Raw genomic sequence first — 26,007 nt, 5'->3', positions numbered from 1 at the left:
AAACATTGCAGCCATCCAATAAAGTGCACTGCATAGACGTCTACGGCGCCAAAGATTCAATCATTGCAGGGCCTCGACCGACAACAAAGTCAACTGCGATCCGAGTCAGGCTTCAAGCAGCTCCTAGGCGAGCTAATCGCGCCTGGCAGGTTGTGACCAATGCAATGCCATCCCAGCCCAGCCCAGCCCCACAGCAATTACTGAACGCATAATCAAGCGGCTGGTTTATTAAATAGGCCTTACGGGCAAGGCCACAAGAGACCCTTGAAGGGCTCATGGCCTAAAGCGACCGAAAGACGTTTTAGGCGATTATCGCCACACCTGCCTTTAGACCTGCTCTAGTCACAGGCTCAGTCCGTCATATCCTGATAGGGATTATCTGTAGGCAAGGAAATGCTGTTGGCGAAACCTTTTATGGAAATGCAGGTTTCGCTGATATCAATATTTGCTTCATCGATCATATCCTCACCAAACCGGTAAATGGGTGCGTACTCACCCAGATCGGCGGCTCGGAGATAACTTTCCGATGCCTTTAAACTCGACTCGCGCTTTTTCGTGTAGGCAGTCATGGCCGCCTCACCGTAACGCTTGCTCAGCATGGCCTCGGTCCGGCTAGGGGACAATACGACCGCCGATGCATTATTGCCACCGAACCCCTTCGAGTTGAGGATCGCCACTTCCAAATTATCGGGGGTTGTTGTTTGATGATCGGGACCCATTTTCAAGCGCTCCTGATGAACGTCATCGGCAATCGCGTCGATCGTCGGGATACCCGGCAAGATGCCGTATTTGAAACTGCCCAAAGCCGTCGCGAGTTGATCCGCACTTGCCGGGGCAATGGTGTGACCCAAGTAGGCCTTTACAGCGACAACAGGCCATTCCTTGATATCGAAGGCCTCAGCAACTTGGTCGAAAATCTGCGACTCAGATACGCGATTTTGAGGGGTACTTGATCCATGGGCCAAAACAAAGCTTTTATCCTGAACTCCAGCTTTGCCAACGACCGCGGACGCCGCTGCAACGGCCTTTGCCATGCTGATATGGTTACCCGGTCCGGGAGCACTGATCGATTTTTTTGTGCCGTCGGCGTCGACAAAAACGTCTGTCACCGATCCTAAACAAGGCGCTCCTAGTTCAACGGCTAAGGCATCATCCATCAAAATGAAGTATTGGCATGACTCGCCAATCGTGAAGCCACAATTGTCTCCAAAGGGGCGACTTGCTCGACGATGGTCTACCTCATCAGTGCCGTACAGCTTCATCATGTTGGCATCGGTTGCGAGTGCTCCCATGGTTCCAAAGCCATCCATGAGCTCTGGGCCAATAGGTGCTTCGCTATTGCCTACCATCGCCACTCGAACTTTCCCGGCTTTTAGGTCGGACACGGCATGGCGTAAATTGGATAAAAACGTTGCGCAAGCTGCGACCGAACTACTGGCGATGCCCACGTTTGCTAGCACATAGGCATTAATAAAATCTGTCGGCATGGAATTTACACCCATTACCAAGGCCTTAGTGGTAACCCGCTCTCCTTTCATGCGCGCCTGGTGCATGCCTCCGTAGGCTTCTTTACCCATCTGACCAAACCCACTACTGGAGTAAACCCCCACCTCATCTGGCTCAATATGTTCAAGAACGGTATTCCACTCGATACCCAAAGCCCGCAAAGCATCGGTCGCTCCGAATAGCGCCATTTGTAAACCACGGGGCTGAAAGCGCGAATTGTAAAGGTCGGCTATTTCAAACCCACTGGGTAACTGCCCCGCGGCTTTCACCGGAAAATCCCGAAAATTATCTAATTTGACCTCAAGGTTCCCAGTGACGGTGACCTGCACTTGTCCGTCATGGAAGGGCTCTACAGTCCAACCCTCAGGCAGCTCGGTAGGAAGCTGATCCGTCGCCAGTACGAACTTCAAGGATTCAGTGGCTTCTCCTGACGCACTGCGCAAAGACGCCGGGGACTGCCAGTGCAACGCGTCAACGTCAAAAACAGTGGCTTCGACCCGCCGTACCAGCGTTCCGTTCAACACTTGCTCTCGATAGCGTTGGGCTACCTGAGACGCCGTCAGGGCACCCTCTGATCTCTCGTCCTCTGTTGGAAGGAAGCTGGTTTCGCCCTCAGGTTTGACCAAATTCATCATGACCGCCAAAGCAACTAGTGTTTGCTGCTGTTCTGCCTCTGACATTAGATCAATCACCATACGACGGAAACTCTGAAACCCCGAGGTCCTGCCCGCGGCATTTACCCCGCCCATACTGACAATGACTGGCAAACGCATCGGCTAATCTCCCACTGCATGGATTGCTGTTAATCCGGCGATTTTATCGCTGTTCTCTCAGCACATGCCAATCTAGATTTACTCGCAATAAATTGACCCGCGCCAATCACGCTAAAAAATGCTGCTGGCAACGGCCGAAAAACTCGCCAGCCGACCATCGCAACCCCTGTTGTCACTGCACTCTCGAGGTTTTTAGAGGAATCTTTTTATCACCGCAGGCAATAGAAAAATGACCTCCCGCAATGAGTAAAGACAGCGATCCAGAGTCATCCCCTAAACACGGTGAACCACTAAAAATTCTATGAAAAGGATCGATAGAATCCATGAATCCGGCTACCGCGGCCGCTCCCACTGTTCCGGGTCGACTGTTACAAGGGGTCAGCCCTATTTTTGAACGGGATTGAGGGAGGTGCTTAAAACAATAAGGAATATAGGAATGATTTTATATTCTTTTTAACGGTAAGCGGGTTTGCGTAGAGTCGCACCATTAAAGAAGCGACCTATTGCGCCATGTATAAATATACCCCCATCGATCAAGCTATTGTAGACGCTCGAGTAAGCCAGTTTTCCGAGCAGATGACGCGCTATTTAGCGGGCACATTGCCGGAGGAGCAATTTATGCCTCTGCGTCTACAGAATGGCCTATATATCCAGCGGCATGCGCCCATGCTCCGAGTCGCCATTCCCTACGGCACATTGGCAGGCTATCAGTTGCGCCACCTAGCGCACATTGCACGTCAATACGACCGTGGCTATGGCCACTTCACAACTCGGCAAAATATTCAGTTCAACTGGTTAGCACTGGAGCAGGTGCCCGCGGTTTTGGGAGAGCTCGCGACGGTTCAAATGCATGCCATTCAAACCAGTGGAGCCTGTGTTAGAAACACCACCACCGACCCCTTGGCCGGAACGGTGCCAAATGAGGCCATCGACCCTCGAGTGGTGTGTGAGCTCATTCGCCAGTGGTCGACCTTTCATCCGGAATTCGCGTATTTACCTCGAAAATTCAAAATTGCAGTGGTAGCCACTGAGGAAGATCGCGCGGCTATCGAGGTCCATGACGTTGGCATTCGCATCAAAAAGCATGTGATCCACGGACTCGCTTTTGACCTCTGGGTTGGCGGCGGTCTGGGGCGGACGCCGCTTTTAGGGCATCGCCTGCTAGCAGACCTGCCACTAGACGAGTTGAGAAACTGGCTCACAGCGGTGCTGCGTGTCTACAACCTCGCAGGCAGGCGTGACAACAAGTACAAGGCTCGGATTAAAATTTTGGTGAACGCCATGGGGGTGGAGGCCTTTCGTGAAGCCGTAACTCACCGCTATCTCACTGATCATGATAGCGATTTAAAAATCAGCCCCGAAACACTTGAAGAGTTGAAGGGCAGTTTCGCTTGTCACCTCAAGCCGCAACCCGCTGAGGGACATCAAGGCTCACCAGATTTCCAGCGCTGGTATCGGCAAAACACTAAGCCCCATCGCATTATGGGCTACCGCTCGGTGTTTATTTCATTAAAACGCCCTGGCACTGCGCCCGGTGACGTTACCGCACTGCAAATGGACGTCATTGCTGACTTGGCAGATCGTTTCAGCCAATCGGAAATACGCACGACCCACGATCAAAATTTGATATTGCCCCATGTGGCCGAGAGCGATCTCAAGGAATTGCTGCAGACCCTCAGTGCACATGATTTAGCGCACCCCAACTTGGGCCTTATCTCTGACAGCATTGCCTGCCCCGGCCTAGACTTTTGCAGCCTAGCCAATGCCCCCTCACTGTCCTTAGCTGAGGCCCTTCATGAAACCTTTGATGATCTCGATGAACAGGTCGATATCGGGCCACTAGAGGTCAAAATTTCTGGCTGCATGAACGCCTGCGGTCATCATCACATTGCGCACATTGGTATTTTAGGCGTCGAGAAAAAAGGACAGCCTTGGTATCAAATCACCTTAGGTGGACGCGATCAGCAGGGCGCTGCGCTGGGTAAACGGCTAGGGCCCGCCGTGCCCCACGACGACGTACTGCCGCTCATTAAAAGACTCGTCGACACCTACGTTTCAGAACGTCAGCCCGGCGAATATTTCGTTGGCTTTGTCGATCGAATCGGTGTCGACTACCTCAAGGAAGTCAGTTATGCCACTCATTAACTCACAGGGTACGGTGACCGCCATAAGTCCCCCTGAGGCTCTAGATCCAACGCAGAGCGACATGGCGGCTGTCGGCGATGTCGTGATGATTGCCTTTGCCTTTGACACTCCAGTAGATGGCAAGGCCTTTTCGGCGGCGGCCCTGCTTCGCGCCGAGGGCTACTCCGGCACTCTTATTGGCGTCGGCCCCGTAGGGCTGGATCGTTTGGCTTATGGATTCCGCTCGGGTTTCGATGTGCTCGAATTAACTGATGATGAGTGGCAGCAACTCCAGCCTCATCATCTTGCACCCTTTCCACATCACTACCAGCCCGTAGCTCGGTCCAGTCAACCGTTGAAGAAAAGCGCATGAACGCCCCACTTCCCTTCCAATTACAGATTTCCTCGCGACCGGTTTTGCTCATAGGCACTGGCGAGGCCGCTGAGGCTAAAGCGCGACTGCTGCAGGAACGCGATGCCGACATCACCCACTGGCACACTACTCCCAGCGAAGTGGAACGTGCTCGCGTAGAGCAGTGCAACCGTGACCCAAAGACTCGCTATGTTTTGGTCGTAATCGCGGAGGTCAACGCTTGGACTGAGGCCTTAATGCCATGGCTTGATTCGGAAAGATTGCTCATCAATGTTGTCGATGCACCGCAGCTTTCGCAAGGCTTTATACCCGCCATTGTGTCTCGAGGCCGCATCCAGATCGGCATTGGTACTGGCGGTAGCTCGCCTGTCTTGGCCCGGTTTGTGCGAACCCGATTAGAACAGGCCCTGCCACAGGGGCTTGAGCGATTAGCTGAGTTTGCCGATCGATGGCAGCTACGCGTGCGTCAGATACTCGACACAGTAAGTACCCGTAGACAGTTCTGGGAACGGCATCTCAGTGGACCTGCAGGTCAGGCCGCTCTTAACAACGAGCCCGACCTTGCGGACAGCATACTCACCACGGCCTTAGACGCAGATCACTCTCCGCAAGGGCGCGTAACATTAGTAGGCGCGGGCCCCGGAGATGCATCGCTATTGACCCTTAAGGGACTGCAACGACTGCAAGAGGCCGATGTTGTTCTTTACGACAAGCTGGTCAGTCCAGAAGTCTTAAGCCTAGCCCGAAGAGATGCTCAAATGGAGGATGTTGGGAAACGCCGAGGCCACTGCCCAACACCGCAAGACAGTATTAATGCGCGCTTGGTTGAGCTTGGGGAGCAAGGCCTCACCGTTTGCCGACTTAAAGGCGGCGATCCCTATTTGTTCGGCCGAGGCGGTGAAGAAGCACTTGCCTTGGTACAGGCTGGTATCCCTGTTGAGGTCGTACCCGGCATAACAACCGCCAGTGCCACCGCTGCTGCCACAGGCATACCCTTAACTCATCGCCGTGTTGCACGGTCGGTAAGGTACATCACGGGTCACCTTGCATTACAACAAGCCGACACTGACTGGCAGGCACTCGCGCAGGAGCAAGAAACACTGGTGATCTATATGGGCTTCACTCACCTCCAAGCAATAGCACAGCGCCTGCAGGAATCGGGGCTCAAAGCAGAAACACCCTTTGCCCTGATTCAAAATGCAACGACGCCGCGACAGAGGGTCGTGCATGGTCAGCTGGATCGTGTTGACGAGGCCGCGGCTGAACTTTGTTTGGGAGAAGGGCCCGTTCTGGTGATCATTGGTGAGGTCACTCGGCTCGCCCAAGAACTTGCGCCCAAGGCCGGCGGCGACGTATTGAAAAGCCAGCACACCGATCCTCTGTACTGGCTGCAAAGCGCCTAGGATATTGATATGAGCAGCGCTGTATTTGCGAGAAAAAGTGTCGCCTGGGACTTAAACGCCTTAAACGATACGCTTGAGGGAGCCTCGCCCGAAACCATTGTGCGATGGGCATTGGCGCAGAACCTTCGGGTGATCACAAGCACCAGTTTTGGCCCCCAATCTGCAGCAATGCTGCACCTGGCGAGCAAGCTCGGCCCTTCACTCCCGATCCTTTGGATTGACTCTGGGTTTGCCCCTGCCAACACACGTGAATTCAGTCGCCAGCTTGTCGCGCAGCTCGACCTAAATCTGGTGACCTACCGGCCGACATTGACACCTCCGCGCTGCTTGCGTGCCATTGGCGCTGCAGACACTGAAGACTTGAGCGAGGAGCAGCGTGCAAAGCTGGCCCACCTGGTAAAAATTGAACCCTTTGAAAGGGCCATGAGCGTGATCAAACCGCATATTTGGTTGACCGGAATTCGTGCTGAAGAAACAAGCTTTCGGGCTCAGTTGCGTCCGGCAAGCTGGGATGATCGGGGAATCTTAAAACTGGCGCCTTTCCTACACAGCACCGAAGCCGATATCGACGCGTATCTTGCTCAGTACAAACTACCCACGGGTCCTGCCAGCGTCGACCCCACTAAAGCTGCCCCCCACCTTGAGTGCGGGCTCCATACCCGTCGCAGCGATTCCTAATCACCCAGACAAAAGCTCTTCGGGGACCATTGCTCACCTGATCGCGGGATCAGGCTTTTTAGCCACGTCCCAGTAAACATAAACGCTGAGTTCAGGCATTTGGAATATTAACCCGTCAGAACCTAGCCCTGAGCGTCGGTACACCGGCTGCCCGTCTTGATCGAGGTAATTGCCTACCGAGTCCGCCTGTGGACTGAGATGATAAGCAATGCCATCGCTGCGCGTAATCGACACATAGCCCTGTCGCTGAGAGAACTGGCAGGGCAGCGTTTTAGACGCCTGAGACTCGCCTTGAGGATATAGCTCGCAGCGGGCTGCTAGGGTGTCACTGGCGGCGGGCAACGCCACCGCCATCGTGACGAGTGCCAGTGAGCAGGCGCGCAAACAACCCCGTACTGCACTGGCACCTCCTGTCATGGCGACTCGATTTTAAACGTAATGCCTGCATTTGCTTGCAAACGGTCAATCAGAAGTTGCCCCATAGCCGCAGCTGGCGTCGTGACCCCACCCTCCCCCAATTCAGGGTTGTTCAGCAGGCACAGAGCCGCCTCTGCCAGCATTTTTGAGGTGGACCCGTAGCCCGGATCGCGATCGCCTGCCACCGAGGTAATTAACATCTCGCCGCCGGTTCCCTGCGCCACAAAAATAGCCTCGTAATTACCGGCTTTACGCTCTTCCGCGGAGGGTCCTTCACCAGGTTTTAATGGGCTCTCAGCTAACGTCTTATCTTTAGCGACAAAATCTGCCGTGGCCTTGCCCTCATCACCATCACCGGTGAGCATCATCTCGTCGTAAGCAAAATCTTCGCCATAGGGATGCCCCATCAGAAAGTTAGAGCGATGAATGTTCTTGGTGTTAATCGCCGCCATAATAAAAGGCGCAGACCAACTCTTCAGCTCCTCCTCATACTGAGGCTGATCACCATCGGGCTGGGCTGGACCCGAAAAACCCTCGGTCAGCGCAAAGGGGTTCATCAAGGTTGCGATAATTTCAGGCTGTGCCGCCGCTGCTGTCATCGTTGCTCGTAGCGAGGCAATTGTGCCTCCCGAGAAGCTGCCATTCATTGCGCGAACACGACCCTTAACCCGGCTCACGGTACTGCCCGTGACCGCCTTAGCGTGTTCTTGAAGATGAAATACCCCAAGATCAAAAGGAATTGAATCGAAGCCGCAGGAGTGCACGATGCGAGCTCCAGAGGCCTTTGCAACCGTGTTGTAAGTCGCAATGGTGTGGTGCATCCAAGCAGGTTCACCACTGAGATCCACATAATCTGTGCCGTGTGTTGCGCACTGCTTGACCAGCTCCTCTCCATACAACTGATATGGCCCAACGGTGGTGATCACAACACCTGCCGACTTGACCATGGCCTCTAGGGAAGCTAGGTCGTCACTGTCGACAGCAATGAGTGGAATGGCCTCAGAAATGCCCATTTCACCGCGTACTGCGGTTAATTTTTCAATGGAGCGGCCCGCCATGGCCCAACTAAAATCGGCATTGGGGTACTGTTCATTCAGATATTCCGCGACCAAACGGCCCGTGTATCCTGACGCACCAAAAACCACAACGTCATACTGTCTTTCTGCATTCATAGCCAAACTTGCTCCAGTAAAAAAATCAATAGCCCTGTACGAGGTACAGGCCGGCGCTAGATAATGCGGGGATGCGAAGCAAGGTACAACCCCCGGAGTGTGCTCTATGACCCTTAAGGCATCCCCTGCCGCCGAGCGGAACCGGCAGTTTATTGTAGACGTGCTTGAGAGGACCCTCCCCGACACCGGGATGGTTCTGGAGGTTGCGAGTGGCACTGGGCAACACGCTGTTTATGCAGCACCCAAACTCAGCCCCCGGGTTTGGCAACCCAGTGACTGCTATCGTGACAGCCTCAACATGATTAATGACTGGTCTAACGCAGAACCCAGTACCAACCTGCGAGCCCCCCTTTTGCTGGATGTTTTAGAACAACCATGGCCGGTAGAGACCCAAGCTATGACGCCAGCAATCAGCGCTATGGTCGCCATTAATATGATTCACATTGCGCCCTGGCGATGCTGTGAGGCGCTCCTCGACGGCGCCCAACGCATCCTTCCACCCTGTGGTGTTTTGTATCTGTACGGACCCTTTAAGCAAAAGGGCGAACATACCTCCCCATCAAACGCGGACTTCGATCACAGTCTAAAACGGCGAAATCTCGAATGGGGTATCCGAGATCTTGAGGAAGTCACGCTAACTGCCGCAGAGCGACAGCTAGAGTTAATCGAGGTCATCCCCATGCCCGCCAACAACCTGTCAGTTGTTTTTAAGCGCCATTGAGTGTGACTTCTGCCACTTGGCGATGGCCAGCGCCCTGATCGAGCGCTATGTGCACTCGCCGCTCTAACGCATAGGCGTCGGTATCACCGTCATCCGCAAGGGCCTGGCTCTCTCCATGGGCCGACACCGTCATCCGATTCGTGGCGACACCTGCATCACGCAGCTGCTGTGCCACCCTCTCTGCCCGCGCTAGAGACAGAGCCATGTTGCTTGCTGAGTCGCCTCGGGGGTCAGCATAGCCCTCAATCCGCACACTAAGCCCCTCGTTACGATTCAAGAAAGTGGCTAACAGGGCAAGCCGATCTTTGCCCCCCGCGGTTAAACGGCTGTCATTGGTTTTAAACAGCATTTCCAACTGGAGCTGCTCAAGAGCTAGCTTCGCAAAGCGTTCTTGCTCATGCTGCACAACTTCTAAGTCAGCGTTGACTTTGTTCAGCTCGGTGTAGGCCAAAGCCAAGTCAGCTTCAGTATCTGCGAGGGTCTGGGCTGTGGTCTCGAGCTGGTCTGCTGCGGCAACCTGATTGACCATCCAATCGGCGCCAATACCCCCCAATACAAAACCGACCGGCCCCGCCGCCGCCGTAGCGACCACAAGGGTGGTCAGGGCAGTGAGGTCTTGTTTTGTGGCAGTTTCGAGGGCGGCAGCCGGTTGGGCGGCGAGTAGCGTTGAGAGTGTGAAAGCAGATGTTGCGGCCAAATAGTTTTTCATAACGAGCTCCTGATAGTTAAAACTGATGTAATCACCTTGATCACTTCCACAATTTATACCCCTCAGAAGGTGCCAGCCGTGGCGCAATCTGGTTAAGCTGGGCCCAATTCTGCTCAAATATGGCAAGCCACAAAAACACAACGAAGTGAGCACCTTGCGAAAAATCATTCACATCGATGCCGATTGTTTCTACGCCGCCATTGAAATGCGGGACGATCCCAGCCTAACCAACCGCCCCTTTGCCGTAGGGGGGAGCGCTGAGGGCCGAGGAGTACTCACAACCTGTAATTACCCCGCCAGAGAATTTGGCATTCGTTCAGCGATGCCCACGTCGCAGGCATATCGCCTGTGCCCAGATTTGATTGTGGCCCCGGTAAATATTCCAAAATATCGCGAAGTATCAGTACAAATGCATGAAATCTTTGAGCAGTTCACCGATCTCATAGAACCTTTATCGCTGGATGAGGCCTATCTCGATGTTACCGACAGCACCTTGTTTGACGGCTCAGCATCGCGGATCGCCGAAGCGATAAGAGAACAAATAAAAAATGAAATCAAAATCACCGTCTCTGCCGGGGTTTCGATTAATAAATTTTTGGCCAAAGTCGCCTCAGATTGGAATAAACCCGATGGCCAAAAGGTAGTCACGCCGGATGAAGTTGATGCGTTCACAGCAGCTCTAGAAGTGCGGGCAATTCCTGGAGTTGGTCCAGTTACCGCGGAAAAGCTCAATCGAATGGGCTTTCACAAGTGCACTGATCTTCGCAGAGCCGAAGCCAGAGTGCTAAAACGACGTTTCGGTAGTTTCGCCCAAACGTTGATGGAGCGCGCCCATGGGCGGGATAGTCGACCGATAAACACTAGCAGAATTCGTAAGTCTATAAGTGTGGAGCACACTTACACGCACGACCTGCCGAACGGGCAGCCTTGTTACGACAAACTGCCAGGCCTACTCGAGGAGCTCAGCGGCCGAATCGAGAAAAGTAAGCTGGCGCCAAGGATTCAAAAAGCCTACGTGAAAATAAAGTTTAGTGATTTCTCAACCACAACCGTCGAGCGCGTGGGCACTGCTGCCACACTGACTGACTATCAAGAGCTGCTAACAGATGGCCTTGTAAGACGCGATCTACCGGTGCGCCTGTTAGGTCTTGGCGTGCGCCTCAGTCCTGACTTTCCTGAACACTTCGAACAGCTGCCTCTGCGGATGAAACATCACGATCACTGAGCTCCTCAGGCCATCACATTAAATAACCCAAGCCCCAATACACACCCATAGCCGTTACTAAGACGTAAATGTGGTTTCGGGTAAGAAGTGCAACAACTGCGGCTGTGGCCAGCCCTGCCCACTCGTAAACTTTGGGTCCATGCCCACCCTCAGGGCTCAGTAGCATTGTCATTACCAAAGCAGCCATGACAGCAGGTCCGACATATTCCAATGCCTTCAGAGCCAAGGGTGGAAAGGTGTGATTAGACAACAATAAAATAAAGACAGCGCGCATCGCGTAGCTGCCCAGACCCATGATCAAAATAGTTAACATAATCGTCATCGGCGAAAACGCTCAAGTAGCAACCCCAGCAGTAACCCGGCTAAGGCAGCAACCAGAAGTCCACTCCGATTGGGCATGTCAGCCAACAAAAAAGTGACCAACATGGCGAAGATCGCAACCACGGCTTTTTGCCAGCTGTTAATCGTGGTGGCCAAAAGCCCCATGAATAAAACCGGCGTTGCAAAGCTAATATCTAAGCCCTCAGGTAATACTGGCCCGACAAACAGACCTAAGGCTGTAAAGGTCATCCAAAACATCCAAAACGTAATACCCGCCGCCAGATAGTATTGGCGGAAATCGGAAGCTGGCAGCTCTTGCTTACCCACGCACAGCGCAAATACCTGATCAACCAGCATGTAAGGTGCCAACCATCGAAACCACCGCGGCTGCAGCTGCATGACCGGCGCCATAGAGAACGAATAAAAAAGATGCCTAGCACCCACCACCAGTGCCGCAGTAGCCGCAGCAGCAACAGACGCGCCCTCTCCCAAAAGCGTGATCAGTGTAATTTGCGCCGCACCCGAGAACATAACGGGAGATGAACTCCAGCCCAGCCAGATCGCCATCCCGGACTCCCGCACCGCCAAACCAAAAACCAAAGCAAAGGGGATGGCAGGTATCACCAAAACCAATGCATCGAGGAATCCGCGCCGACCGTAATGGTGTTGAAAGCTATGAGACTCAGGCATCACTCAGGTTTCTAATAAAAAAGTAACAGGGCCGTCATTGACCAGAATCACCTGCATATTGGCGCCGAAGCGTCCTGTTGCAATGTGACCCGCGTGCTGTGCGCGTATTAATTCCACAAACTCGTCAAATAAAGCACGAGCGATTGCAGGCTCCGCAGCACTGGAGAAACTTGGACGCGTGCCTTTTTTGGTGTCGGCAGCCAAGGTGAATTGAGAAACCAGTAGTAGATCTCCCGCCACATCGCGTATGGACCTATTCATACGATCTTCGTTATCGCCAAACAATCGGTAGCCGAGGAGACGTTCCGCCATACGCTCGATTTTGTCGTTATCGTCCTTTTTTTCGACGCCAACGAGCACCAAAAGGCCCGAGCCAATGACTCCAACGCGCTCACCCGCTACCTCAACTGCGGCTTCAGTAACTCGTTGAACTAAACACTTCACAATCGAGGCAACTCCAGACGCAGACGGTCAATGGTGCTTATAAGCGACCCACTGTCGTAGGGCTCTGGCGTGCCAATACCCCATACCGGTGCCGGCCATGCGTGATCGCGGGTGTAACGTGCCACAACATGTACATGCAGCTGCGAAACGACATTACCCAAAGCCGCCGTATTTATTTTCTCAGCGTTGAAGAATGCTTGCACAGCCTCCCCCAGCAAGAGGGTTTCGTTGAGTAGCGCTACCCGCGCGTCCGCGCCCAGATCAAACCACTCTGTAACCCCGGGAATCCGCGGCACGAGTATGAGCCAAGGGAATCGCGCGTCATCCATAAGAAGCACATCACTGAGCCCCCAGCGGGCCACGAGATGGGTATCCGCGGCTAAACGCGAATCGAGCTCAAAGCCAGCCATCGTCCCAAGCCTAAAACGGGATTAAGGTATAGCCCTCGTGCTGCAAACGCACGTGAGCCCCCATGGCTGACAAGGCCACGATGATGTCAGGTCGTATCTCACTCCATTCAATGTTTCTAAAGGCTACTGTTTGGCCGCAAAGGTAAATCTTAACCCCGGCCTTATGCAGTTGGTTCAGCAACTCAGTGTTGGGATTGGGGTCATTGAACCGCGCCTGATAAGCCTCATCAGACAATAAGTCATTGGCGGCCATGCCGTGCACAACAACCGAAAACTCAATGTTTTCCTGAGGAATGCCCTGCTGCGCATACATATTAAGGAACCGCGCCACAGAGGTGAGCTTAAGGTTTCTATCTCCGGGAAAATCTGCGGTTTTCCCGATATCAATAGACACCTTGTAGCGCGTATCTGGGTCCAAACTGTAAAATCCTGCCGGAGGGGTTAAAACGGGGCCGAAATCGGGGATCGCTGGGCCCATCACCGGCGCTTTTCGGGTCTCCTCTTCCTGAGCAAAGATACCTGCCGATAAGGCCATACCTCCAGAACAGCAAATCGCCAATATTAAATGTCTCAACAGCATCGTTACTCCTCACCCACCGGTCGTCGGCAGCGCATGTTACTAAACTTTATCCATAATACGACCTCACCACCTCCTACGAGGTGAGAAGTCGGCGTGGCGATCAAGACTGATCTGCACCGCGCTCCAAGGCTCTTGTATGGGTAATCCAGCCCTGTAAATAGTACGAAAAACGTCGAAGGTGGCCTCGCAACTCGTTATCTAGGGCTTGGATGGCAGCGTCGCCTCCCTGAGCACTGATCAGTGCAACCACATCAGCCTCGAATTCATAGCCCACCCATTCAAAGCTAGGATCACTCACATAAAGCGGAGGCACTCGCTTTGACAGGACCTCATCTAAACCCGGGCCTAATGCCACTGACTGAGCCGTCAAATCTGACACAACGCCCTCCGGAGTGAAGCACGCAGTCTGAGGCTCTGAAATGGCCAAAAGCAACGGCGCCTGCCAGGCACCCTCGTGCATAAGCGCCAGCACTCGACGGTATTGATAAGACTCCAGCACGCCATGTCGATTGGAGACAAGTTGAATCAGGTCATTCGTCTCGCCCATCACAACCGACCACAACGCAGACAACAAATCGACCCCCGGCAACGGATCTGTATGGTAAGGCTGCGTTAGGTCGCCAACGTAATGCAGCGCCCAACCCATAAATCGCCAACCCCAATATTCATGCCCACTGGCAAAAGCCAAGCGAGCTAACTCTTCATATTGTTTTATCCGCCATAGCGGCAACGTTCGCTTGAGACTTGGCTGCGCAAGTTCAGTCACCGCGTCTAAATGGTAAAAACCCATGTGCAGCGGTGCCTGAGAGCCATAAGGAAGATTGGGATTACCAAAAGGTTGCTCCCCAAGCCCGTATCGAGCTCCCACGTCGGTGTCGTTATTACTATAAAGCCCCACATCCATGCCAAGATCAGGCTCGTCACTGGCGCTGGCCAAAATATAAGCGGGGCTAACGCGTGTCCCCGGAGTCAGCGGCAAATAGATGCGCTCCTGTGCCGAGTCTCCGCTGGGTAGATAAGAGAGGTCTGACCAGCCCAGAGTTTCACTGTCAGGCGAGATGACATCGCCGGCCATAACTTGGCGGTACAGCCCGTAATCTAACCGCGGGCTGATTCTGAGAGCATCAATAAACCGACCGCGAAAATCTTTTTTATTTGAAGCATCGAAGCTCAGTTGCGCAGGCGTCGGTGGATATTCTGGGTCGCCTTCAATCATTGCGATCTCTAACCGCGTCAGAACTTCAGCAATACCCTCAGCCTCAGCCTTTAAAAAGGCATCCAGTGGCTCCACCACGACTCGTGACTGCATTAATGTGGCATCTGTGCGCAACATGGGCCACGCCAGGCTGGCATGGTCCGACCAAGCCGTCGCTTGATGACAAGCCAGCAGAGATACCGCAAAAAATATAGATCGCATTCGCGAACCCCAACAGGAAAAAGAATAGCCAAACTCGCAGTTTTAGGGTTGTAATACAAGTCAGGACAGAGGTGTACGCGCCTAGACGCTAGGAACAGACAAACGGCACGCCACCACTCGTGTATTGCAGGAGACCTACCCAATATGAAGCCAACGTTTCTTGGACTGCTCTTCCTTTTATTACCGGCCCTAGGAGGTGCTGAAATGCCTGACAAGAACACGCAGTATGCCGTGGCACTGATTCATGAGGGTGCCACCGTGATCGATGTAAGAGCGCCGGCTGAAATCGCCGAGGGAGCCCTCCCTGGCGCACTGGCGATTATTCACACCGACATCGTCGCCGGGGTCAACGCGCTGGAACTGCCTGCCGATGCCCCTCTTGTGCTGTACTGCCGTAGCGGCAATCGCTCTGGCATAGCCACAGCAGCCTTACAAGCTGAGGGCTACACTCAGGTCACTAATGGCGGAAGTTATTTGCTTCTGGCAGCTGCCCTCGAGCAGCCGCCAGCGACTTAAGCGCCCGGCATTATGCGCCAATGAATCCGGAACCATCGGACCGGCGAGCGGTGGCTTTTGGTTTAGGCGCCGTCGTACTTTGGAGTACCGTCGCAACCGCCTTTAATTTAAGTCTCGACTATGTCCCGCCTCTGACTCTGGTCACCCTGGCGAGCGTTACGTCATGGCTTTTTCTCGGAGGCATCTTACTTTTCTCGGGTGATCTGGGAACCCTAAATCAAATCAAAGTTTCAGAGTGGCTTCGGCTCTCGGCCTTAGGTCTAATTAATCCAACGCTTTATTATCTTTTGCTGTTTGGAGCCTATGCCAGACTGCCAGCACAAGAAGCTATGGCGATTAATTACACTTGGGGGCTGGTACTACCAGTGCTCGCGGCCCCCCTGTTGGGGCAGGCGCTAAAACGGCGGGATGTTGGCTGCGCAGCCATCAGCTACTGTGGCGTGTTTGTCATTGCAACTCGAGGGGACGTGCTGTCCTTTGAATTATCCGACCCCACAGGCGTGGGATTAGCAATGGCCTCAACGGTTTTATGGGCGCTTTACTGGATAGGCAACACACGAATCAGTACGCCACCGATTCAAGGCCTATTCGTTGGGTTCACGGCTGCCACTGTGGTGCTGCTCGCCCTAGCCGGGTTCACCGGTAGCTTGGTTAATCTGCCCTGGCAAGCTCTGGCAGGCGGCCTATACATTGGTTTTTTCGAAATGGGGCTGAGCTTCATTCTTTGGCTTAAAGCCATGAAGCTGACCCAAAACACGGCGCGTATTTCGACGCTCATCTTTCTGTCACCCCCACTTTCTTTGATTTTAATTTGGGCGCTTTTGGATGAAGCTATTAAAGGCTCCACTTTAGTAGGGTTGGCAATGATTCTGACGGGGCTCGCTATGCAGCATTGGCGGCGGCCGCACGACCCATCAGTCTGAAGCGAGAGATGCAGTTTTGAGGAGGGCAAAAACGTGCTGAGATTCGCGCAGATTCATTTCATCCAAAGATGCCCGGGTCATACGGACACGAAGACTCTGCCCATCTACCGCGACCAAAACATCGGCAAAAGGCGATGCCACGTCGACTCGAATAGCCGTCACCACCGCCGGTAAAACATTGCGAATAGAAATTCCCTGAGGCTTGGTTAGAGCAATAGCGACATCTGTGGCAAAGACCCGAATTCGTACGTCCTCGTTCGGTTTGGCGACCAAACCCGATAGCGATAGCGACTGGCCTCCAAATCTTAGGGAAGTCAGCTGATAGTCAAGGTCATGGCGAGTGACCTGAGCTGTGATAATCGAACTCGCTTCCTTTCTGCCAGCCACCTCAGGTAAATCGAGCTGCGCCAATACTTCATTTACCAAACCCAATGCCGCACACCGACCCCCACGAAGTACCAGTAGCTGATCGGCCAGCTGCGTCAATTCATCAAGGGTATGAGCGACGTAGAGCGTGGGGATTTTGAAACGATCGATAACTTGGCGTAGATAAGGCAACAGCTCAATTCGATAGCCCATATCTGCCGCCGAGAGTGGTTCATCCATTAGCAGAAGCTGGGGGGCACTCATCAGTGCTCTAGCTAGTGCCACCCGCTGCCGCTCTCCTCCCGAGAGGCCTTCGGGGCTGCGCGCAAGCAACTTCTCCAAGCCCAATGTTTTGATCACTTCCTTATGGGGTAGTAACTGCCCCGCGGCGCGATCCGCAGCAAAGTCTAAATTACCCATCACCGTAAGATGGGGGAATAAACGAGCATCCTGAAAAACCATTCCTATACGGCGCTTGTGTGGCGGCACAAAGATACCGCGTGAGGTATCCAGCCAAGGGCTGCCACCAAACTCAATGACGCCTTGTTCCGTCTGGTCCAATCCGGCAAGAAGCCGCAACAGGGTCGTTTTACCTGCACCATTATTCCCGAGGACCCCGAGCACGGTATCAATGTTTAACTGCTCGGTAATTTGCAGTGAAAATTCACCGAGGGTGCTTTGCAGATCAACCCGTAGTGCCGTCATCTCTTTAAACCCCAGATCCCAAGCGGAAGGAGGAACGACGATTCAGACCGTAGACCACTAGCAGCACAACAAAAGAAATTCCCAACAAAATAGCGGCCATGGTGTGGGCGCTACCATAGTTGAGGGTTTCAACTGCCTCGTAGAGCGCCACCGACACCACCCGGGTCTCCCCGGGGATATTGCCACCGATCATTAACACCACACCGAACTCCCCCAAAGTGTGCGCAAATACCAGCACGGCCGCGGTGAGATACCCGCGTCTAGACAGCGGCAGGACCAATCGAAAAAAACGGTCTAATGGCGAGGCGCCCAGGGTGGCCCCAGCCTCAATAACCCCCCGGCCAACACTTAAAAACGCGCCTTGAATCGGTTGCGTCGCGAAGGGCAGGGAATAAATAACCGATGCAATAACGAGCCCTGTAAAACTAAAATTCAATGACTGTCCCGTCAGAGTCAGCCACCAAGCTCCGGGACCACCTCCCGGCGAGAACAACAACAGCAAGTAAAAACCCATCACCGTGGGGGGTAATACCAAAGGCAGGGCAACCAATGCCTCAACCCAGCCGACCCAGGGCCGTTGAGAGTGCGCCAACCACCAGGCCAGCGGCGTTGCCACGACTAATAGGATCGCCGTGGTTATCCCAGCCAGCTGCGCAGTCAGCACGAAGGCCTGCCAATCAATATTCATGCTGTTGATCACCCCCCACTGCCACATAACCTTGAGCACTCAGCATAACCGAGGCTTTTTCGGATAACAGAAATCCTCTGAAACTTTGAGCCGCAGGATGCAGATTTTGATGTTTTATGAGTACCAGCGCCTGCTCAATAGGCTGGTGCCAGTCCTCAGGCATAACCCGATATTGTTCTCGGGGAATGCCTTGTGCCAAGACTTGGGATAGCGCGACGAAACCACCGGGGACTGCCCCTGATGCGATCTGAGTAAACGTCGCGCTAATATTTTGCCCCCTCACGATCCGCAGGTTCGCTGACTGCGTTGGGAAGCGCGCTATGACGTCTGAAGCAGCTCGTCCGTAAGGTGCCAGTAACGGATTGGCCAGAGCCACACTGTCAGCGGCGGTCAAAAACGCCGCAGGGTCAGCATTTTCACCATCGGGAACCCACAACACCAGCCTGCCTAGGGTGTAAATGGCGTAACTCTGGCCAATACCCAGATTCTTGGCGACCAATGCCTGAGGACGTTCGGTGTCTGCTGACAAAAATAGATCGATAGGCGCACCCTGAGTAATTTGCGCATAAAGCAGGCCCGTAGAACCCATGACAAGTCTGACCGGCACACCGGTCTTTTCGGTAAAGCTCGCGGCCAACTGCTCGGCAGCGCCCGCGAAGTTCGCCGCCACAGCAACCGCCAAGGGTCTCTCAATGAGCTCCTCAGCGTAACTGGGCACACTGTGTAGGCTGAAGGCTAGCAGCACTAAATGCCCAGCCCATCGTCCGAGTAATCTCGTCATACCTGCACCTCGATTCCCAAACACCATAGATATGCAGAGCAAGGATTCACAGCGCAGGCTTAAGAAGATGAGGCCGGTAGCACACCTAACTCCCCCAAGCGCTCCTGCAGATAGCTTTCTGCGGTATAGCGGGTCGACAGCTTTACCTCAGGACGCGGGTGAAGAAATAAGGGTAACGACATGCGTCCATCGGTCTGCGACTTGGGGTTGTGAACCACCCGGTGGGTCGTAGAGGGTAACCAGCCACTCAAAACCTCTTGCAACATATCGCCGATATTCACAAGCAGCTGTTCCGGTTGATTAGGGGCCTTAATCCATTCGCCGTCTCGTGTCCGAATTTCCAGCCCCGGCCCATCTGCCGCCGGTAGCAACGTCAGCAAGTTAATGTCTTCGTGAGGGGCGGCCCGAGGGGCCGACAGGGCTTCAGGCATTGGAGGGTAGTGCAGCACCCGCAGCATGCTTTGACGACTGCCCTCAATCATACCGCTCAGGGGCTCACTCAAATTGGCCATGACTTCTGGGGGAGCCTCGCGCTCTATGTGAGCCAGAAGCTCACTGGCAAAATCAACGGCCTGCTGAAAGTGAGTGGCGAGGCAAGTTTTGAGCTCTGGGGGACAACGACCCCAAGAGTAATATTGAAAATACTCTTTAAAATCTCGCTGAGTACTGCCCTTGGCGTGCTCCGCCACCTGCAAGGAAAAATAACCGTCTTGCTGCACCGGATCCATTACATAATTTTTGGCCACACCCGCTAAAAAGTAGTCGCGCCACTCGCCGTAAATGGTGCGCACACGCGCCATGTCTAGGGGGTGATCGACCAAAGCACCGAAGCCATAATCTTGCAAAGAATCGACAAAGAGACGGGCGAAATTGGGGTCCTTGCAGGAAATCAGTGGAATGACAGACTGTTGGACCGCCACGATCTATGCGCCCAATGACAAAAAGAGACCGGCGAGTGCCGCGCTCATCAAATTGGAGAGCGTCGCGGCGAGCAATGCCCTTAATCCAAATCGGGATATTTCATCTCGACGCACTGGGGCAATCGCGCCCAAACCGCCCAATAAAATCGCGATCGAAGATAAATTCGCGAAACCGCACAGGGCAAAAATCGTGATCGCCGATGCAACTGGGGAGAACTGGTCAGCGATATCTGTAAAAGCGACATAAGCCACAAATTCGTTCAATACTAGCTTTTGTCCGATCAGGCTTCCCGCCATGGCCGCCTCAGACCAAGGTACACCCAACAGCCAAGCCAGCGGCCTAAAAATAATACCCAACAGTCCTTCCAATGAAAGATCTGCAAATCCAACCAGAGAACCACCCCAACCCAACAGGCCGTTGACTAGGGCAATCAGACCGATAAAGGCTATTAACATTGCCGCAATAGCCCCAGCCATGCGAAACCCATCCATAGCCCCACTGGCTGCGGCATCAACAAGATTGATATAACTGTCCCGCTCGGGACCTTCACCGCGTTCGGGACGTACAGGAACATTGGTTTCAGGCTCAATTAGCTTCGCCATCAAGAGCCCCCCGGGGGCGGCCATAAAAGACGCTGCCAGAAGATATTCTAGTGGGATACCCAAAGCGGCATACCCAGCCATCACCGACCCTGCGATCGACGCCATCCCGCCCACCATAATGGCAAACAACTCAGATGACGTCATGCCGGCGAGGTAAGGACGTACAACCAAGGGCGCCTCTGCCTGACCCACAAAAATATTTGCCGATGCCGACAGCGACTCTGTATGGCTGGTACCCAAGATCTTTTTTAATGCACCGCCGAGTGTTCGGATGATCCAGTGCATGACACCAATGTGATACAGAACTGCAATTAAAGCACTAAAAAAAATCACCACCGGTAAAACGCTGAACGCAAAAATAAAGCCCAGATTGCTGTCGACAGAAACCAGCCCTCCAAACATAAAATCGATACCCGCGCGACTGAAACCCAACAAGGACGCTATTTGATCGGAGGCAATATTGAGGCCCGCCTGGCCCCATTCGCTAAACAGAGCGACGTAACCAATAAGCACCTGAAGTGCGAAGGCTAAGCCCACGGTGCGCAGGTTGATCGCCCGTCGGTTAGAAGACAGCAGCCATGCCACTAGGAGTAAAAAGCCAATACCTAAAAGACTGTTCATGAACTCTGCCTTAAACCTAAAAACCAACTCACCCTACGGATTTTCACTCTCAGGCGTTGCCTCACTAAGCCGCTGTACTCGAGTCAGGCTCTCGCGGGATTGAGGCATCACACTCAGCCGATTCGCCAGCGGCAACCGCGGCCTCTAGCAGCCCTAAAAAAACCTCATAATCAGCGCCGCAAGCAGCCAACGCCTCGGCCCCCAACAACGTTCTGAACCGATCACCTCGCTGCTCAACAACCACTGGAAGTTGGTCTGTAGTATGCGCCGCTAAAGCCGCACTCTGCTCATCACGATGTAACCATTTAAGCTGGCAAGACAACCCCGAATCTCTGCGCCACGCTGCCTTGCCCGCGGGGTTCCATCCATGACTGATATCACACAAAGCGCAACGCCGTACACCCGCGAGCTTCCCTAGGACATAGCCCACTTCCCCTGCGAGGGTTCCATCAGCATCATAAATCGCAAAATAGTGGGCGGTCATTGTGTACTCCGAGCACCCCTTGGTGGCTGAGGAAAATTAATGGGATCTGCAAGCTGTCAAATAATACCCTATGACAGATTAAACCCACACCGCTGGCGTTAAAACGGCTGCTTCGTTTGCGGCTACTCGTTTTGATCAATGAGTCGTGAAGGCCGGTTTAGCGGGGGCGACCCCAAGATGCTGGTGAGCCAGTGTTTTAGCGACTTCTGGCCCTTGTCTTTCGATGCTAAATTCTGCTGTGAAAAATCGCTGATCTGAGGCAGGGTATACCGTCCGTTTTTTAGGGGTCATAAAAGTGTCAATGGGTCTACTGAGAAAGTCTGTATTTTGCGCAGCGACAGCATTTTCGGCGCTACTTTGCGGTTCTGCACAGGCATGGTGGGAAGATGGACACCAGAGAGTCTGTGACTTGGCAATGGCGCAAGTACAATCTGCCACCCGGGCAGCACTTGCGAACCTGCTTGATGAGCCACTGGGAAAGCAGTGCAGTTGGGCTGACGAGATTAAAGGTAAACGCCCCGACACAAAATCATGGCATTACCTCAATGCTCCTCCAGACACACGGCGCATCAGCGCGGTCCCTCGCCCCAAAGGCGGCGACATCATCTCTGCGCTGATCGAACAAACTTCTCTCATGAAGCACGGCTCCACCCACCAACGCCGTGAAGCCGTATTGTGGGTAGGCCACCTCGTGGGTGATCTGCATCAACCCCTGCATTTGGGCTACGCCAGCGATTTAGGGGGAAATACCTATCGGTTACAGCTACCCGAAGGACTGGGCAAGCAATTGCAGGAAAAACGAGACACAGTCAGCATGCACGCAATATGGGATGGTCTAATTCTTCGCTACGAAAATGATGGCGGCCAAGCGCCCAGCTTAGAGACTATCGAAGCGCCCTCCTTGGAGGACCCTGAGGCAGCGATCTTGGCCTGGGCCGATGAAACACTCACCGTACTTAACGATCCCAACGTTCATTACCGCCATGGCACCAGACTGCAGGCCCTAGACAGTCATTATTTAACCAGCAATCGTCCCGCGGTCGACCAGCAGATCTATCGTGCTGCGAAACGCCTCGCCGCCCTGCTTGATTGGGCCTTCAGCACGAAAAGCTGAGCAAAAAAAAGGCGCTTTATGAGCGCCTTTTTTCGCCGAGCCTTCAGGCACCTCTAGAACCGGTAGTTCATGCCCACGCGAATTTCCCAAAGCGAAGCGTCGCCAATGCGTGTTTGAGCCTGCCCGTTAGCCTGCTGATCCTGAGTCACGCCATAAGGGAAGATAGGCTTTTCCATGATCCCCCAATCATCGTTGATCAGGTTAGTGAGGTTATCAACCACGATGAAGGCACTGCCCTTGTGTCCGTCAGAAAATCCGGGGAACTCCTGCGAAACACGCAGATCCACTTTAAACCAACTGCTGCCCTCCTCTTGGTTACGTGTACCCGGCTCGACGAGAACGTGGTCAACGAAATCGAGATAGGGTGTAAAACCGTAGGCCCCAATGGTGCCATCAGTCCCTTCAAGCGTAATGCTGTAGGGGTAGCCGGAATTACCTTGGGCAAAGAGTGTGAAACGAGTGGCGTTATTGCCAAACCATTCGGTCGAGTAGTTGAGCACTGCGGTAAAGCGATGCTCAATATTGTAGTTTGACGTAGACAAGACCTCTTCTTCTGGGTCATAGAACGTGCGATTGACGTAGTTGGAAAACGCCACCGATGACGTCATGGGGTTCACATCTTTGGCATCCGTCCAAGCGTAGCCAAGGCGCATATCAAGACCAAAATCCCAGGCCTTGAACAAACTCACCGATAACGATTCCGACTCATTGCCTTTGGAACTGTTGGTCAAGACAAAAGACGAGGTTCGAACACTGTCGTAAATCGGATAGCCGTTACCAAAGTCGTTGAACTCGCCCGTGAATTCAAGATCGCCGTGTTTGTAGATGGCCGTGTCCTCACCGCGGGTAATTTGAGCGTCGGCACTCAACACGTAGCCGTTGCCCATCTCCCAAGTTGCGCCCAGCGCGTACTTCCATTCTGTCGGTGCTTCAAAGTCGGGATCGAGGTAAACAATCTCAAAGTTACTGCCATCCCCTGCCGCAACCTGCGCTGCAAGGTTTTCAGGAACACCATAGCCCGGCCCACAGGTGGGTGCAGTATCTTCACAGTAGACATAGTTTTGGGCAAATAGATCGACCCCGGCCCGATCGGGACCACGGTCCTGCGTCTGTACTGCCGTGGTGTTGGTGTTGGAGTAGACGTTGGAATACCAAACATTCGGATTACCGCCTGAGAATAAGCCAATCCCGCCGCGAACCGTTACTGCGTCAGAAGCGTCCCAGGTGAAGCCGAAGCGCGGCAACAACAAATCGATGCCGTCAAGAGTCGCTGTATTTGAGAAGCCATAGTCAGCCACAAAATCGGCATTCTCATTTGGCACATCATCGGTTTCGTAGTAGTCATAACGCAGACCAAAGGTCAGCAATAAGCTGTCGGTCAGCTGCCACTTGTCTTCAATGTAGAAGCTGCTGACGTCGTAGCTCCAATCAACCGCGGCATCGAGCTCGTTGTTGCTGAGGGCGTTACCGTAATAAACCCGAGCGGCTAAACCATTTTCAAAGTCATCGATACTGTTGAACCGCAGCTCGGTGTCAGTGTGCTGATAAAACAGGTTGTAAACCTCAATAGACTCTCTTTCGAAGCCACCAGTAATCGTGTGATCACCCAAATTATAGTAGCCACGCAATACCATCTGATCCGTATCCCACTCAAGATCATTGGCTTGACGGCTGTCATCTTGGCCCATATAAACCGTCACGCCGTCACCGGCGCGAATTTGGACTTCACCAAAATCTGGACCGGAAACCGACTGCTGAAGAAAGTCTACGTTGCTAATGGAGTAGCGCACTTCGGTGGAGAAATTCGCGGTCCAATCAGAGTACCAGTTGAGGGTATACGAGGTGAGTTCAGAGCCCCGCTTATAGAAGTGCTTATCAAATTCAAATTCGTTCAGGTCACCGTCTGAGGGCGAAAAGTTGAAGGAATCGTTATACATGTAGGTGAAGGCAAGGCGCTGAGTATCCGTGGCATACCAGTCAATCTTCGCCAGATATTTCTCGTCTTCAAAGTCGAAGGCCTCGGCGACGGTTCGACCCGCTTCATAACCGTAAACATCGCTGGCGATTTGTGAAATACGATCCAATTCTGCCTGAGAGATCAGCACCTCATTGACTGCACCCGAGCCAATGGAACCACGGTCATTGAGGTCCGCACCGTCGTACTTTTCATAAGCGCCGTAAAAGAACAGCTTATCTTTTATCAATGCCCCCCCGAGCTCAAAACCCCAACGGGTTTCTTCGTAATCCTGAGATTCAATGCTATCGCCCTCAAGCTTGTCACCACGCAGGGAGTCGGAGCCATAATCAAAGAATACCGAGCCCGACAGCTCATTGGCGCCGGTCTTAGTCACGGCATTGACGTTACAGGCGGAGAATCCACCGTAGACAACACTCATAGGTGCCATCTCTACTGCCACACTAGAAATCGCGTCGTAGGGAAAAGGCATACGCTGGGTCGGATACCCATTGCTGTTTAGACCAAAGCCGTCGTTGAGGCGAATCCCGTCAACAGTGAGACTGTTAAAACGCGGGTTGGCGCCGTTGCACTGAATGGCGTCGACATCGCCGCGGGATTGATCGACGAAAATTCTTGGATCTTGCTGAATGACATCGGTGATGTTGCGATTAATGGCGGGGGAATCTTCTAGGCTTTTTAGATCAAAGACAGCATTCGGTCCAATCGCGGTTTCAGCCACAGCGATCCGCTGACCGACCACAATAACCTCCTCCTCTGTACTCAATGCGTAATTGAGAACCGCTTGTTGTCCCACCGCCAGCTGCAGGTCATCGGTCATGGCCTTTTGCAGCCCATTAGCGTCGACACTGACGTCATAGGTGACCCCGGCTGGAAGCCCTCTCACAGAGTAATAACCGCGCTCGTCAGTCGTGACCCGTTTTTCAATACCAGTCCGCTGCGATGTAATCACGACATCAGCGCCGGCAACCGCTGCACCCGACATATCGGTCACGCTGCCGCGCACCATGGCTGACGTTTCTTGGGCATACACCGTGCCGTGGAAACCGGTAGCAGTGACCACCGCAGCCGCAGCAATAGCGCGGACTAGGGCTTTACGAGCGAAAAACCTTTTGACAGGTGACGACATGAATAATCTCCGGTGTGTTAGCGAGGCGCAGGTATAAACAGAGGCGCTATGATGCGATAAAAATTAAGGTTTTTGATGGAAAGTTCCCTATTGTGCCCAACTTTTCACACATTTTTTCCTCCTGCTGTTCAGTCAGTCGTAATGTTTAGAATTTGGCGACAAAAAAACTAGTCTTGCGCAGCGGCTCCGATCCAAATCGAGCACTTAGGCGTAACGCCA

The 26,007-nt window shown here is 53.4% G+C and carries 26 protein-coding genes; 9 read left to right on the top strand and 17 right to left on the bottom strand.

What is annotated here, in order from left to right:
* Nucleotides 1-350: 350 nt before the first annotated feature.
* The gene (locus tag ACMAZB_RS03225) at nt 351-2,279 is read right to left on the bottom strand and encodes a beta-ketoacyl synthase (RefSeq protein WP_435219381.1); all 1,929 of its coding nucleotides are present in this window, start codon (nt 2,277-2,279) and stop codon (nt 351-353) included.
* Between the two features lie 510 nt (nt 2,280-2,789).
* On the opposite strand from ACMAZB_RS03225, the gene ACMAZB_RS03220 reads away from it, so the two are divergent.
* Genes ACMAZB_RS03220 through ACMAZB_RS03205 form a run of 4 tightly spaced genes read left to right on the top strand, consistent with a single transcriptional unit; the run spans nt 2,790 to nt 6,857 of the window.
* On the top strand, nt 2,790-4,424 hold the full coding sequence (locus ACMAZB_RS03220; RefSeq protein ID WP_435219380.1) for a nitrite/sulfite reductase: 1,635 nt from the start codon (nt 2,790-2,792) through the stop codon (nt 4,422-4,424).
* Nucleotides 4,411-4,776 (top strand): DUF934 domain-containing protein, encoded by a 366-nt coding sequence (locus ACMAZB_RS03215; protein ID WP_435219379.1) that lies wholly within the window; start codon nt 4,411-4,413, stop codon nt 4,774-4,776. The genes ACMAZB_RS03220 and ACMAZB_RS03215 overlap by 14 nt, the downstream gene beginning before the upstream one ends.
* Nucleotides 4,773-6,179 (top strand): siroheme synthase CysG, encoded by a 1,407-nt coding sequence (gene cysG / locus ACMAZB_RS03210; protein WP_435219378.1) that lies wholly within the window; start codon nt 4,773-4,775, stop codon nt 6,177-6,179. The genes ACMAZB_RS03215 and cysG overlap by 4 nt, the downstream gene beginning before the upstream one ends.
* A gap of 9 nt (nt 6,180-6,188) precedes the next feature.
* The gene (locus ACMAZB_RS03205) at nt 6,189-6,857 is read left to right on the top strand and encodes a phosphoadenosine phosphosulfate reductase family protein (protein WP_435214396.1); all 669 of its coding nucleotides are present in this window, start codon (nt 6,189-6,191) and stop codon (nt 6,855-6,857) included.
* Nucleotides 6,858-6,890: 33 nt separating this feature from the next.
* On the opposite strand, the gene ACMAZB_RS03200 is transcribed toward ACMAZB_RS03205, so the two are convergent.
* Together ACMAZB_RS03200 and ACMAZB_RS03195 are read right to left on the bottom strand one after the other, a co-directional pair.
* Nucleotides 6,891-7,274 carry a hypothetical protein gene (locus ACMAZB_RS03200; protein WP_435219377.1) on the bottom strand — a complete coding sequence of 128 codons (384 nt, stop codon included), beginning with the start codon at nt 7,272-7,274 and terminating at the stop codon, nt 6,891-6,893.
* Nucleotides 7,271-8,446, bottom strand: a complete 1,176-nt coding sequence (locus tag ACMAZB_RS03195; RefSeq protein ID WP_435219376.1) for a saccharopine dehydrogenase family protein — start codon at nt 8,444-8,446, stop codon at nt 7,271-7,273. Before ACMAZB_RS03195 ends, ACMAZB_RS03200 begins: the two co-directional genes overlap by 4 nt.
* A 106-nt stretch (nt 8,447-8,552) precedes the next feature.
* Between ACMAZB_RS03195 and ACMAZB_RS03190 the strand changes: the two genes are divergently transcribed.
* The gene (locus tag ACMAZB_RS03190; protein ID WP_435214391.1) at nt 8,553-9,167 is read left to right on the top strand and encodes a DUF938 domain-containing protein; all 615 of its coding nucleotides are present in this window, start codon (nt 8,553-8,555) and stop codon (nt 9,165-9,167) included.
* Here ACMAZB_RS03190 and ACMAZB_RS03185 read toward each other — a convergent pair.
* Nucleotides 9,154-9,876: an OmpA family protein gene (locus tag ACMAZB_RS03185; protein ID WP_435214389.1), complete on the bottom strand. Its 723-nt coding sequence runs from the start codon at nt 9,874-9,876 to the stop codon at nt 9,154-9,156. The genes ACMAZB_RS03190 and ACMAZB_RS03185 overlap by 14 nt on opposite strands.
* A gap of 145 nt (nt 9,877-10,021) precedes the next feature.
* Between ACMAZB_RS03185 and dinB the strand changes: the two genes are divergently transcribed.
* The gene (dinB, locus tag ACMAZB_RS03180; protein WP_435219375.1) at nt 10,022-11,101 is read left to right on the top strand and encodes a DNA polymerase IV; all 1,080 of its coding nucleotides are present in this window, start codon (nt 10,022-10,024) and stop codon (nt 11,099-11,101) included.
* A gap of 13 nt (nt 11,102-11,114) precedes the next feature.
* Here dinB and ACMAZB_RS03175 read toward each other — a convergent pair whose 3' ends face one another.
* The 6 genes from ACMAZB_RS03175 to ACMAZB_RS03150 form a co-directional block, all read right to left on the bottom strand.
* Nucleotides 11,115-11,423, bottom strand: coding sequence for an AzlD domain-containing protein (locus ACMAZB_RS03175; RefSeq protein WP_435214385.1), 309 nt, complete (start codon nt 11,421-11,423; stop codon nt 11,115-11,117).
* Entirely contained in the window at nt 11,420-12,112 is a 693-nt protein-coding gene (locus ACMAZB_RS03170) for an AzlC family ABC transporter permease (protein ID WP_435219374.1), read from the bottom strand. Before ACMAZB_RS03170 ends, ACMAZB_RS03175 begins: the two co-directional genes overlap by 4 nt.
* A gap of 3 nt (nt 12,113-12,115) precedes the next feature.
* Nucleotides 12,116-12,556 carry a D-aminoacyl-tRNA deacylase gene (gene dtd / locus ACMAZB_RS03165; protein WP_435219373.1) on the bottom strand — a complete coding sequence of 147 codons (441 nt, stop codon included), beginning with the start codon at nt 12,554-12,556 and terminating at the stop codon, nt 12,116-12,118.
* A complete protein-coding gene (locus ACMAZB_RS03160) occupies nt 12,553-12,966 on the bottom strand; it encodes an HIT domain-containing protein (RefSeq protein WP_435219372.1) in 414 nt (137 codons plus the stop codon). Before ACMAZB_RS03160 ends, dtd begins: the two co-directional genes overlap by 4 nt.
* 10 nt (nt 12,967-12,976) lie before the next feature.
* A complete protein-coding gene (locus ACMAZB_RS03155) occupies nt 12,977-13,546 on the bottom strand; it encodes a DsrE family protein (protein ID WP_435219371.1) in 570 nt (189 codons plus the stop codon).
* Between the two features lie 100 nt (nt 13,547-13,646).
* The gene (locus tag ACMAZB_RS03150; protein ID WP_435219370.1) at nt 13,647-14,963 is read right to left on the bottom strand and encodes a hypothetical protein; all 1,317 of its coding nucleotides are present in this window, start codon (nt 14,961-14,963) and stop codon (nt 13,647-13,649) included.
* Nucleotides 14,964-15,107: 144 nt separating this feature from the next.
* On the opposite strand from ACMAZB_RS03150, the gene ACMAZB_RS03145 reads away from it, so the two are divergent.
* Together ACMAZB_RS03145 and ACMAZB_RS03140 are read left to right on the top strand one after the other, a co-directional pair.
* The gene (locus ACMAZB_RS03145) at nt 15,108-15,479 is read left to right on the top strand and encodes a rhodanese-like domain-containing protein (protein ID WP_435214374.1); all 372 of its coding nucleotides are present in this window, start codon (nt 15,108-15,110) and stop codon (nt 15,477-15,479) included.
* Nucleotides 15,480-15,499: 20 nt separating this feature from the next.
* The gene (locus tag ACMAZB_RS03140; protein WP_435219369.1) at nt 15,500-16,402 is read left to right on the top strand and encodes a DMT family transporter; all 903 of its coding nucleotides are present in this window, start codon (nt 15,500-15,502) and stop codon (nt 16,400-16,402) included.
* Here ACMAZB_RS03140 and modC read toward each other — a convergent pair.
* The 6 genes from modC to ACMAZB_RS03110 form a co-directional block, all read right to left on the bottom strand.
* Nucleotides 16,394-17,473 (bottom strand): molybdenum ABC transporter ATP-binding protein, encoded by a 1,080-nt coding sequence (modC, locus tag ACMAZB_RS03135; RefSeq protein WP_435219368.1) that lies wholly within the window; start codon nt 17,471-17,473, stop codon nt 16,394-16,396. The genes ACMAZB_RS03140 and modC overlap by 9 nt on opposite strands.
* Nucleotides 17,474-17,477: 4 nt before the next feature.
* A complete protein-coding gene (gene modB / locus ACMAZB_RS03130) occupies nt 17,478-18,161 on the bottom strand; it encodes a molybdate ABC transporter permease subunit (protein ID WP_435219367.1) in 684 nt (227 codons plus the stop codon).
* A complete protein-coding gene (modA, locus tag ACMAZB_RS03125) occupies nt 18,151-18,942 on the bottom strand; it encodes a molybdate ABC transporter substrate-binding protein (RefSeq protein ID WP_435219366.1) in 792 nt (263 codons plus the stop codon). The genes modB and modA overlap by 11 nt, the downstream gene beginning before the upstream one ends.
* Before the next feature lie 59 nt (nt 18,943-19,001).
* On the bottom strand, nt 19,002-19,862 hold the full coding sequence (locus ACMAZB_RS03120) for a 2OG-Fe(II) oxygenase family protein (RefSeq protein ID WP_435219365.1): 861 nt from the start codon (nt 19,860-19,862) through the stop codon (nt 19,002-19,004).
* Nucleotides 19,863-19,865: 3 nt separating this feature from the next.
* Nucleotides 19,866-21,086: a NupC/NupG family nucleoside CNT transporter gene (locus ACMAZB_RS03115; protein ID WP_435219364.1), complete on the bottom strand. Its 1,221-nt coding sequence runs from the start codon at nt 21,084-21,086 to the stop codon at nt 19,866-19,868.
* A gap of 64 nt (nt 21,087-21,150) precedes the next feature.
* Entirely contained in the window at nt 21,151-21,570 is a 420-nt protein-coding gene (locus ACMAZB_RS03110; RefSeq protein WP_435219363.1) for a hypothetical protein, read from the bottom strand.
* Between the two features lie 301 nt (nt 21,571-21,871).
* Between ACMAZB_RS03110 and ACMAZB_RS03105 the strand changes: the two genes are divergently transcribed.
* Nucleotides 21,872-22,684, top strand: a complete 813-nt coding sequence (locus tag ACMAZB_RS03105) for a S1/P1 nuclease (RefSeq protein ID WP_435220121.1) — start codon at nt 21,872-21,874, stop codon at nt 22,682-22,684.
* Nucleotides 22,685-22,737: 53 nt separating this feature from the next.
* On the opposite strand, the gene ACMAZB_RS03100 is transcribed toward ACMAZB_RS03105, so the two are convergent.
* Entirely contained in the window at nt 22,738-25,788 is a 3,051-nt protein-coding gene (locus ACMAZB_RS03100; RefSeq protein WP_435219362.1) for a TonB-dependent receptor, read from the bottom strand.
* Nucleotides 25,789-26,007 lie beyond the last annotated feature (219 nt).

The sequence above is a fragment of the Luminiphilus sp. nBUS_07 genome (assembly GCF_051201685.1).
In the GTDB taxonomy this organism is placed as follows: Bacteria; Pseudomonadota; Gammaproteobacteria; order Pseudomonadales; family Halieaceae; genus Luminiphilus.
This window is presented reverse-complemented; position numbering and strand designations above follow the sequence as displayed.